Origin of the sequence: Massilia sp. IC2-278, from assembly GCF_020708045.1 — a bacterium.
GTDB lineage: Bacteria > Pseudomonadota > Gammaproteobacteria > Burkholderiales > Burkholderiaceae_D > Telluria.
The window spans coordinates 60,273-71,266 of sequence record NZ_JAJFES010000004.1 but is presented as its reverse complement, the minus strand read 5'-3'; the positions used below and the strand labels follow the sequence as shown (position 1 = coordinate 71,266).

7 protein-coding genes are annotated in these 10,994 nt (G+C 65.0%); 4 read left to right on the top strand and 3 right to left on the bottom strand.

Translation table 11 applies throughout. The features are described from left to right. Nucleotides 1–195 precede the first annotated feature (195 nt). Nucleotides 196–1,047 (bottom strand): sulfurtransferase, encoded by an 852-nt coding sequence (locus LK540_RS10245; protein WP_229437200.1) that lies wholly within the window; start codon nt 1,045–1,047, stop codon nt 196–198. Nucleotides 1,048–1,273: 226 nt separating this feature from the next. On the opposite strand from LK540_RS10245, the gene LK540_RS10240 reads away from it, so the two are divergent. Next, nucleotides 1,274–2,032, top strand: a complete 759-nt coding sequence (locus LK540_RS10240) for a PEP-CTERM sorting domain-containing protein (RefSeq protein WP_229437199.1) — start codon at nt 1,274–1,276, stop codon at nt 2,030–2,032. Nucleotides 2,033–2,203: 171 nt separating this feature from the next. Then, nucleotides 2,204–5,701: a DNA polymerase III subunit alpha gene (gene dnaE / locus LK540_RS10235; RefSeq protein ID WP_229437198.1), complete on the top strand. Its 3,498-nt coding sequence runs from the start codon at nt 2,204–2,206 to the stop codon at nt 5,699–5,701. A gap of 66 nt (nt 5,702–5,767) precedes the next feature. Here dnaE and LK540_RS10230 read toward each other — a convergent pair whose 3' ends face one another. Further along, nucleotides 5,768–6,838 carry a glycosyltransferase family A protein gene (locus LK540_RS10230; protein ID WP_229437197.1) on the bottom strand — a complete coding sequence of 357 codons (1,071 nt, stop codon included), beginning with the start codon at nt 6,836–6,838 and terminating at the stop codon, nt 5,768–5,770. A gap of 155 nt (nt 6,839–6,993) precedes the next feature. Here LK540_RS10230 and LK540_RS10225 point away from each other — a divergent pair, with 155 nt between their 5' ends. Both LK540_RS10225 and msbA read left to right on the top strand, forming a co-directional pair. Continuing rightward, on the top strand, nt 6,994–8,232 hold the full coding sequence (locus LK540_RS10225; protein ID WP_229437196.1) for an O-antigen ligase: 1,239 nt from the start codon (nt 6,994–6,996) through the stop codon (nt 8,230–8,232). Further along, complete coding sequence (gene msbA / locus LK540_RS10220; protein WP_229437195.1) at nt 8,222–9,952, top strand: lipid A export permease/ATP-binding protein MsbA; 1,731 nt, start codon at nt 8,222–8,224, stop codon at nt 9,950–9,952. Before LK540_RS10225 ends, msbA begins: the two co-directional genes overlap by 11 nt. A gap of 213 nt (nt 9,953–10,165) precedes the next feature. Here msbA and LK540_RS10215 read toward each other — a convergent pair whose 3' ends face one another. Beyond that, nucleotides 10,166–10,897, bottom strand: a complete 732-nt coding sequence (locus LK540_RS10215) for a glycosyltransferase family 25 protein (protein ID WP_229437194.1) — start codon at nt 10,895–10,897, stop codon at nt 10,166–10,168. Nucleotides 10,898–10,994: the final 97 nt, after the last annotated feature.

The window sequence follows — 10,994 nt, the reverse complement described above, 5'->3', positions numbered from 1 at the left end:
TGTCGCAGGAAGAGCCGGCCGGACGGGACACGGCAGGGAAGATTGAAAGGCTGGGCATATAAAAATTGGAAGATTCGATACAGCAGCCTGCCGGCCGGCGCAAGGCATGCATCGGCAGGACCTGTGTTTGCTGGGACACCTGATAATTATATCATTGCAATAATCGTATTCCGACACCCCGGCTGTGGGGTGGCGTCAGGCAGCGACCTTGCCGGCGCAATGCGGACAGGACACCCCATAGACGTACTCGGGCGCCAGCTGCTGGCGCGGCGTGACCACGGCGCGGCAGGCGAAGCACTGGACCGTCTCGGTAGGCTCGAGCCGCGGGTTCAGGGCGGTACGGTAGTCGAACACGAAGCAGTCGCCGGTGTAATGGGCGCCGCCGACTTCCTCGAAATACTTCAGGATGCCGCCCTCGAGCTGGTAGACGTTGTCGTAGCCGATGTTCTGCATGTGGATCGCTGCCTTTTCGCAGCGGATGCCGCCGGTGCAGAAAGTGACCACGGTCTTGCCCGCGAAGTCGTCCTTGTGCGCGGCAATCACGTCCGGGAACTCGGTGAACTTCTTGATGCGGTAGTCGACGGTATGGTCGAAGGTGCCGACGTCGACCTCGAAGTCGTTGCGGGTATCGACCATCACGACCGGCTTGCCGGCGTCGTCGTGGCCCTGGTCGAGCCAGCGCTTGAGGGTCGGCGCATCGACCGCCGGCGCACGGCCCAGTTCGGGCTTGATGAGCGGCATGCGCATCGTGATGATTTCCTTCTTGATCTTCACCAGCATGCGCTTGTGCGATTGCTCGCTGGAGACACTTTCCTTCCACTCCAGGTCGGCCAGGCGCGCATCGCTGCGCACCCAGGCGAGGTAGCTGTCGATCTGCTCGCGCGGGCCGGACACGAACATGTTGATGCCCTCGGGCGTAAGCAGCACGGTGCCTTTCAGGCCGAGTTCGGTACACAGCGACTGGTATTGGCCGCGCAGTTCGTCCAGATTCTCGAGGGTGACGAATTTATAGGCGGCGATATTGATGTGGGGGGTAGCGGGCGACATGGCGATAGTGGGCAAAAGACAGGCCGGTATTATAGAGCAGGCGGATCGGGGCTCTTCAATGCAGGCGCCCCGGTGGAGGCCGGGTGTGGCATCTTTGTCGAATTTTCTTACACATCTGCCAACGGTGAACGAGTAATTTCTTCTAATTAATTGTTTTAAAAGAATAATTATTTGCTGGTATGAAATTTGCTAACGAGAAAGGTCTTTTACTTTCCTGTCAGTACATATGAAACGTTTCGCTCCTATCGCCGCTTCGCTCCTCTTCGCCTTCAGCGCCAGCGCCAACGCCGGCATCGTCGTTGCACACGACAACTTTGACGGCGCCAATACCGGCTTCAACGCAGGCTGGGCCACCGACATCACCAGCAGCAAGAACAAGCCGACCCTCACGACTACCGCCGGCAACAAGTCGCTGACCTTCGGCACCAACCACGACCGCGCTGCGTACTGGAAGCTGGCCGAGACGCAAACCGGCGGCATCATCGTCGACTTCAGCTTCTCGTACACCGGCAAGCTGGGCAACAACAACTTCATGGGCCTGTGGCTGGGCGACGCGAACGGTCCGAGCTTCGGCCTGAAATCGAACTGCGACACCGGCGTCTGCACCGACGACCTGTACGTGCGCACCCTCGGCAGCAACACGTCTTACCTGCTGGGCAGCGACCTGGTTGCCGGCCAGAGCTACCACCTGCTGGGCTACCTGTCGAAGACCGACGGCTCCGAGTTCTACAACAGCTTCGCCGCCTGGATGAACCCGACCGCCTACGAAATGACCTCGCTGACCGGCGCCGACCGCGTCGCCACCGGCGCCAGCAAGATCTCGTCGGTCTCGGAAATCGGCATCCGCACCGCCTTCCTCGAAAAAGGCGTGAAAGTCAGCATCGACAACCTGCGCGTGAGCGAAGTGCCGGAGCCGGCAACACTGTCGCTGTTCGGCCTGGCGCTGGCCGGCCTGGGCCTGGCGGGCCGCCGCAAGCGCGGCTGATCGCTTCCAGCCTTGGGAAGAACCCGGCCACGGCCGGGTTTTTTCATGCCTGTCCGCGTCGCGTATTGTTGTGAAATCGCAACTTCGCGCTGCGGGGCACAGGCCCGGACGGCGCCGCCAAAACCGGCCCGGACCCCACCGGCCGGCCGCCTGCCGAGGTAAAATGACGGGATGACTTCCCCGACTTTCACCCATCTCCGCGTCCACTCCGAATACTCGATCGCCGACGGCCTGGTGCGCATCGACGACCTGGTTGGCGCAGCCGCCAAGGACCAGCAGCCGGCGCTGGCCGTCACCGACCTGGCCAACATGTTCTGCATGGTGCGCTTCTACAAGGCGGCGCGCGGCAAGGGGATCAAGCCGATCGTCGGAGTCGACGCCTGGATCACCAACGACGACAACCGCGACAAGCCGCACCGCCTGCTGATCCTGGCAAAGAACCGCAGCGGCTACCTGCAGCTGTGCGACCTGCTGTCGAAGGCCTGGCTCACCAACCAGTACAAGGGCCGCGCCGAACTCCGTGTCGAGTGGCTGGAAGCACTGGCCACAAGCGTTTCCACGCTTGAGCCCGAGGTGAACCAGGCCAACGCCCTGATCGTGCTCTCGGGCGCCGGTTTCGGCGACGTCGGCCAGGCCATCGACAACGGCGACATCGCCCGTGCCGAAAAGGCGGCCGAGCGCTGGGCGCGCATCTTCCCCGGCCACTTCTACATCGAGATCCAGCGCGCCGGCCAGCCGAACCAGGAGCAGGGCGTGCGCCATTCGGTGGCGCTGGCGTCGCGCCTCGGCCTGCCGGTGGTGGCCACGCATCCGGTGCAGTTCATCAGCAAGGACGAATTCATCGCCCACGAAGCGCGTACCTGTATCGCCGAGGGCGAGATGCTGGCCAACGCCAAGCGCGTGCGCCGCTTCAACGAGGAGATGTGCTTCAAGTCCCAGGCCGAGATGGCGGAGCTGTTCAAGGACTTGCCGGGCGCCCTGGCCAACTCGGTCGAAATCGCCAAGCGCTGCAACGTCACGCTCACGCTCGGCAAACCGCAGCTGCCGGACTTCCCGACGCCGGAAGGCATGACCATCGACGACTTTTTGGTCGCCGAAACCAAGAAGGGGTTGGAAGAGCGCCTGATCCAGCTGTTCCCCGATCCGGCCAAGCGCGAGGCCGAACGCCCGCGCTACGAGGCGCGCCTCGAGTTCGAGAACCAGACCATCATCAAGATGAAGTTCCCGGGCTACTTCCTGATCGTGGCGGAGTTCATCCAGTGGGGCAAGAACAACGGCGTGCCGATCGGCCCGGGCCGCGGCTCGGGTGCGGGCTCGCTGGTGGCGTACGCGCTGAAGATCACGGATCTGGACCCGCTGAAGTACAACCTGCTGTTCGAGCGTTTCCTGAACCCGGAACGCGTTTCGATGCCCGACTTCGACATCGACTTTTGCCAGGAAAAGCGCGAGCTGGTCATCCAGCACGTAAAGGACCTGTACGGCCGCGACGCGGTGTCGCAGATCGCCACCTTCGGCACCATGGCGGCAAAAGGCGCGATCCGCGACGTCGGCCGCGTGCTCGATTTCGGCTACAACTTCTGCGACGGCATCTCGAAGCTGATTCCGTTCAAGCCAGGCAAGCCGGTGTCGATTGCCGAGGCCATCGAGGAAGAACCGTTGCTGAAGGAGCGCCTGGAGAATGAAGAGGAGGTCAAGCAGTTGCTGGATCTCGCGCAGCAGGTCGAAGGCATCACGCGCGGCATCGGCATGCACGCCGGCGGCGTGCTGATCGCGCCGGGCAAGCTCACCGACTTCTGCCCGCTGTACACCCAGGGCGGCGACGCCGGCGTCGTCTCCCAGTACGACAAGGACGACGTCGAGGCCGTCGGCCTGGTCAAGTTCGACTTTTTGGGCCTGACCACGCTGACCATCCTGGATCGCGCGGTGAACTACATCCGCGCGCTCGACCCGGTGGATGCCGACTTCAACCTGGAGACGCTGCCGCTGACCGACCGGCCCTCGTACAAGCTGCTGAGCGACGCGAAAACCGTCGCCATCTTCCAGCTGGAGTCGCGCGGCATGCAGGGCATGCTGAAGGATGCGCGTCCCGACCGCTTCGAGGACATCATTGCGCTGGTCGCCTTGTACCGCCCGGGTCCGATGGACCTGATTCCCGACTTCTGCAAGCGCAAGCACGGCGAGAAGTTCGACTATCCCGATCCGCGCACCGAATCCATTTTGTCCGAAACCTACGGCATCATGGTCTACCAGGAGCAGGTCATGCAGATGGCGCAGATCGTCGGCGGCTACTCGCTGGGCGGCGCCGACATGCTGCGCCGCGCGATGGGCAAGAAGAAGGCCGAAGAGATGGCCGAGCATCGCGAGATTTTCCGCGCCGGCGCCGCGAAAGACGGCCTGTCGACCGAAAAGGCCGACGAGATCTTCGACTTGATGGAAAAGTTCGCGGGCTACGGCTTCAACAAGTCGCACGCCGCCGCCTATGCGCTGCTGTCCTACCACACGGCCTACCTGAAGGTGCACCACACGGCCGCCTTCATGGCAGCCAACATGTCGCTGGCGATGGAAGACACCGACAAGATCAAGATCCTGGTCGAGGATGCGATCGATGTCTGCAAACTAACCATCCTGCCGCCCGACGTGAACGAGTCGCAGTTCCGCTTCACGCCGGAAGGCGCGCCGAAGTCCGTCACCGGCAAGCAGGTCTCGAACATCCGCTACGGCCTGGGCGGCGTGAAGGGTGCGGGGCAGGGCGCGATCGAGGCGATCATCGCCGCGCGCCAGGAGGGCGGCAAGTTCAAGGACCTGTTCGACTTCTGCAAGCGCGTCGACCGCAAGCAGATCAACCGCCGCACCATCGAGTCGCTGATCCGCGCCGGCGCCATGGACGCATTCGGCGTCGACCGCGCGATCCTGCTTGCCTCGGTCGCATTCGCAATGGAAGCGGCGGGCCAGGCGGCGGCGGCGGCTAACCAGGTGAGCCTGTTCGGCGGCGACGATTCCGACCTGGTGGCCCCGCCCGACTATGTGAAAGCCACGCCCTGGACCGACCGCCAGAAGCTGGCCGAGGAGAAGATCGCGCTCGGCTACTACCTGTCGGGCCACATGTTCGACTCGTATTCGCAGGAAGTGCGGCGCTTCGCCAAGACGAAACTGAAAGACCTGGAACCGTCGCGCGAGCCGCGCATGATGTGCGGCGTGATTACCGGCGTGCGCACCCAGATGACCCAGCGCGGCAAGATCCTGATCGTGGCGCTGGACGACAAGACCGGCGTGGTCGAGGTCACCGTCTACAACGAGGTGTTCGAGCAGAACCGCAACGCCTTCAAGGAAGACGAATTCCTGCTGGTGGTCGGCAAGGTGTCGGAAGACCGCTTCAACGGCGGCCTGCGCATCACGGCCGAAAAGGTGTTCGACATCGCCGCCGCGCGCATCCACTACGGCCACAAGCTGGAAATGGACATCGAGTGCGGCATCAGCACGGCGAAGATGGCCGAGGTGCTGTCGCCGTATCGCCACCCGGATGGGCTGCCGGTCAGCCTGCGCGTCAAGCCGCAGGGCGTGGAGTGCATCCTGCAGCTGGGCGACGAATGGCGCGTGGCGCCGTCGGATGCGCTCAAGCATGCGCTCGAGCTGAACCTGGGGGCGAAGGACGTGGCGGTCGAGTATTGATTGTGGCGCGGTGCCGGTTGGCGCCGCGGCTATTCGTCCACCCTTTGCTCTACGCCTCGTCCGGAACTACGCCACCGCCTTGCGCTGCAAGACCTTGATCTTGCGCGCCAGGAATTTACCCAGCACAAAGCCCAGGTTCCCCGCCAGCAGCTTGCGCACCTGCGAAGCGGCGCGGCGGTCGGCGCGGCGGTCGTGGCTGTCGAGCACCGTGCCTTCCATCGCCGCCAGCACCGTCTCCAGCGGATTGAACAGGTTCTGCGCCAGCAGCGCCTGCACATCAAGACGCGCCGCCTTGCCTTCGCTCCAGCCCATCTCGTAGGTGCGCTTCAGGATCACGTTATAGAAGTGGATGGTCGCCGCGTCGATGTGCAGGCGCAGCGCCTCGCTCACCGGCAGGGTCTCGAAGTGCTGGCGGATGTGCAGCACCGCCTTGGCGAAGTCGGTGCACCACTTGTGTGACAGGCCGCGCTTCATGCTGCCCGGATGCTGGCGGTAGTCGAAGCAGGGCTGGGCCAGGCGCACCAGGCTGGCGCAGTCGGCGATCAGCTGCGGCGTGGTGGTGATGTCCTCGAAGGTGCGGCCGGGCGGATACAGGGGATCGGGCTGGCGCGCGTAGATTTCGCGCCGCATCACGTTGGCCCAGGCATAGCACTGGCGGTCCATGAAGAAGGTGCGCAGGATGGCTTCGCGGTCGGTCACCAGGGCGCCGGCCGGGTAGCCGCGCTCGATCAGGCGCGTGCGCCGCATGTTGTGCGGGTGCCAGTCGTTGAAGTCGACTGCGATCACGTCCGGGCGGTGCCGGGCGATGATGCCGTCCAGCGCGGCGATGGTGCCGGGCAGGACCAGGTCGTCGGCGTCGAGGAAGAGGATGTATTCGCCGGTGGCGGCGTCGAGCAGGCGGTTGCGGGTGGTGGCCAGGCCGGCATTCGCCTGGCGGATCAGGCGGATCGCCAGGGCCGGGTAGCCCTGCTGCAGGCTTTCGACCACCTGCGGCGTGGCGTCGCGCGAGCCGTCGTCGATGACGATCAGCGCATGTTCGGGTCCCATCTGATCGAGGACCGAGCGCAGCGTCGCCTCCAGGTGCTGCTCTGCGTTGTAGGCGGGGACGAGGATGGAAAGCCTGGGTGCGGTGTTCATCGATCTCTTTCTGCGCCGATCCGGCCCGGGGCGTACGGCTGGGTACGTGTTGGCAGCCGCGCCGTCATCAGCGATAATGATTTGAAAATTTTTGTCGCCCGGTCCTGCCGGGCCGGCAAGAATATCCTACCTCTGAGCTGATGGACAATAAGTTGATGAAAACGATGGCCCCGTCGCGGCTATGGACAGGCGCCCTTGTCTTCATGGTGCCTGCGCTCTGCCTCACCACCGACCCAGGCATCGGCCTGGCCAGTTTCCTGCTTCTCCTGAGTGCCTTGTTCATGCCGCGCGCGGCCGGCGCCGCATTGCGCCGCCACTGGTCCGAAATTCGATGGGTGGTGCTGGCGTTTTCGTTCAACTTCGCGCTGGTGCTGCTGTACTTCCTGCTGCGGCCCGAGCAGCCGCTCAGTTCCCTGGAAAAGCCGCTGCGCATGCTGTGCGCCGCCAGCGCGCTGGCCATGGTGCTGCTGGCGCGCCCGCCGCGCCGGGCGCTGTGGTGGGGCGTCATTGCTGGCGCCGTTGGCGCCATGTGCTTCGTCGGCTGGCAGCGCATCGTGCTGGCGATGGAGCGCCCGGGCGGCATGATCAATGCGATCACCTTCGGCGACATCGCCCTGACCATGGGCATGGTGGCGCTGGCGGCCACCATCGACTTCCGGCGCGAAGGCAAGCGCGTCCTGTGGCCGCTGCTGGGCGGCCTGGCCGGCATCCTGGCGCTGGTGATGACCGGCACCCGCGGCGGCTGGATCGCGCTGGTGCTGGCGGCCCTGCTGTGCATGCGCCTGGCCCACCTGGGCAGCAACCGCAACGTGCGCCTCCTGATCGGCGCCGGCGTGGCGCTGGCCGCCGTGCTCTACTTCGTGCCGGCCACCGAGGTGCAGCTGCGCGTGCAGCAGGGGATCGACGACGTGCGCCGCTGGGAAAGCGGCGAATACAAGTTCACCAACGTCGGCGTCCGCCTCGAACTCTGGAAGGGCGCCGGCATGCTGATCGCCCAGCATCCGTGGGTGGGCCAGGACCCGGCGCTCGCGCACGAGCAGATGGCGCGCTGGGTAAAGGACGGCACCCTGTCCGACGTGGCGCTGGCGCCCCAGCACCTGCATAATGACGTCTTGCAGGCGCTGGCGGGCGGCGGCGTGTTCGGTTTGCTGGCCCTGGTCGGCATCCTGGCCGCGCCGTTCGCCTTCTTTGCGCGCCAGGCGAAGCTGGCCGCCCTGCGCGGCGCGCCGCCGAATGCGCCGGCCCTGGCCGGCATGCTGGTGGCGCTCGGCTACTTCGCTTTCGGCCTGACCGAGATGATGTTCTGGTCCGGCAAGGCCTGCATCTTTTACGCGCTGATGATTTTCATCCTCATGGGCCTGAGCCTGAACCAGAAAGAAGAATTTGGAAACTAGCACCATCGTCAAACGCCTGCTGGCGATCGTCAAACCCTACCGCTCGCGCGCCTTTCTCGCGCTGCTGGCGATGGCCGGCACCGCCGCCACCCAGCCGCTGCTGGCCAAGGCGCTCGAACTCCTGCTCGACAAGGGCTTCGGCCCGCACAAGGTGGCATTCAGCCTGTGGCTGGTGCCCGGCATCCTGATTTCGATCTTCGCGCTGCGCGGCGTGTTCACCTTTTCCACCGCCTACCTGAACAACTGGGTGCTGAGCCGCGTGCTGAACGACCTGCGCCGCATGGCCTTCTCGCGCGTGCTGCGCCTGCCGGTGGCGCGCTTCCATGAGGAGTCGACCGGCAAGATCATCAACACCGTGATCGGCGACGTGCGCCAGGTGGTCGACATGATCAACTCGGTGTTCGTGGCCTACGTGCGCGACGTGCTGGTGGTGCTTGGCCTGCTCGGCGCCTTGCTGTACCTGAACTGGCGCCTGACCCTGATCGCCATGGTCGTGGTGCCGCTCACCGCCGTCATCGTGCGCACCACCACCGGCCGCCTGCGCAGCCTGAACCGCGACAACCAGCGCGTGACCGCCGAGATGACGCAGGTGGTGGAAGAAGCCACGCGCGGCCACCAGGTGATCCGCGTGTTCGCCGGCGAAGAGTACGAGCGGCGCCGCTTCGAGCAGCGCAGCGAAGCCATGCGCGGCTTCTCGCAGCGCATGACGGTGGCCTTTGCCGCCACCACCCCGATCACGCAGGTGGCCACCGCGGTGGCGGTGTCGGTGGTGATCGTGATGGCGATCCAGTCGGACATGACGGTCGGCGAGTTCACCAACTTCACCACCATGATGCTGATGCTGCTCACGCCACTGAAGTCGCTGGCCGAAGTGAACGGCCCGATGCAGCGCGGGATCGCCGCGGCCGAGACCGTGTTCTCGATCATCGACGCCCCGGTCGAGCACGACCCGGGCACGCGCACCCTCGAACGCGCCCAGGGCCACCTGCAGTTCCAGGACGTGAGCTTTACCTATCCGGGCGCGCAATCGGCGGCATTGAGCGGCGTGACGCTGGACGTGGCGCCGGGCCAGACCGTGGCCCTGGTCGGCGTGTCGGGCGGCGGCAAGTCGACCTTCGTGAACCTGGTGACGCGCTTCTACGACCCGCAGGCCGGCCGCATCCTGCTCGACGGCGTGCCTTACGAGGAACTGCGCATGGCCAGCCTGCGCAACCAATTGGCGATGGTGAGCCAGAACGTGGTGCTGTTCGACGACACGCTGGCGGCGAACATCGCCTACGGCGCCGAGCGCATCGACTACGAGCGCCTGGCCGCGGCCGTGAAGGCGGCGCACCTGACCGACGTGGTGGCCAGGCTGCCGGAAGGGGTGGAAGCGCGCATCGGTGAGAACGGCATGCGCCTGTCGGGCGGCCAGCGCCAGCGCGTGGCGATCGCGCGCGCGATCTACAAGGACGCGCCGGTGCTGATCCTCGACGAAGCGACGTCGGCGCTCGACAACGAATCCGAACGCGCGGTGCAGGCCGCGCTCGACACGCTGATGGCGGGGCGCACCACGCTCGTGATCGCGCACCGCCTGTCGACCATCGAGCGGGCCGACCGGATCGTGGTGATGGAGGCGGGGCGGATCGTCGAGCAGGGGACGCACGACGAGCTGCTGGCGGCGAACGGGATGTATGCGAACCTGTACCGCCTGCAGTTCGCGGCGGCGTCGAACGGCTGATCGGCTGCTTGTTATCGGCTCCGATCGCGTGCCGGATGAATCGTCTGCCGCGTATCACCGCGTGGACACAGGTGTCCACCCTACGTTGTCGCAGCCGCTGGCCGTAGCGACCGTAGGGTGGGCACTCCGTGCCCACGCGGTTACGTGCCACGCCGTAGTCCGCTACAGCGAGGTGTCGCCCACCAGCGCAGACAGCACCTGTGTGGCTGAATATCAGAACCTGCGCAACCCGTTCGCCAGATTGGTGAACAGATTCGCAAAGCGGTAGAACGTTTTATAAGCAAACCGCTTCAAGCCCAGCACGAACCCCTTCTCGCGCTGGTTGCGCACGTCGATCCCGATCACCGAATCCTCGTGCGTCGGATACACGCCATGCGGCACCACGGCGTGAATCAGTTCGCCATGGTCGAAGGTGTATTTCAGGAACAGGTCGATCGGCGCCCGGATCGTGCGCGCATGCGCCAGCAGCTTCTTCGCACCCTGCGGCGTGATCACATACCCGGTCATGCACATGCCGACGTCGAGCTGCTTGACCAGGCTGAAGCCGGCGCTTTTATCCGAGGTCATCACCGTGTGCTTTTCCAGCGGCTCCAGGCGCACGAACGACACCTGGTCGGCAAAGCGGCTCACGTAGTCCAGTCCTGCCTCGAAGTCCGGCGTCAGCTGGAAGTCGTCTTCCAGCACCACGATCGGCTCGTTCAGTTCCACGCTCTTTTCCCAGGCCAGCAAGTGGCTCACGTAGCAACCGAGTTCGCCCGGCGCGGCGCGGCGGCGGCGGTGCACGAGGAAGCTCGCTTCGTCGTAGTTGTTCAGGTAAGGGTGCTTGTCGACGCGGCCGTCGACGGCGTCGATGAACTCGAAGGGGAGCTTGCGCGAACCGAGCTTGTGCGCGACAAGGGCGCGCCGCTCGCGGCTGGACGGCAGACTGATGACGAAGATTTTCAAGGCTGAACCTGTAGGAGTCGCAGGGAGATGCCGGGCGGGCCGGCGCAGGCAGCATGTTACCGCATCGGCCTCATCGCGTGCAGGCAGCGGCCGCTGC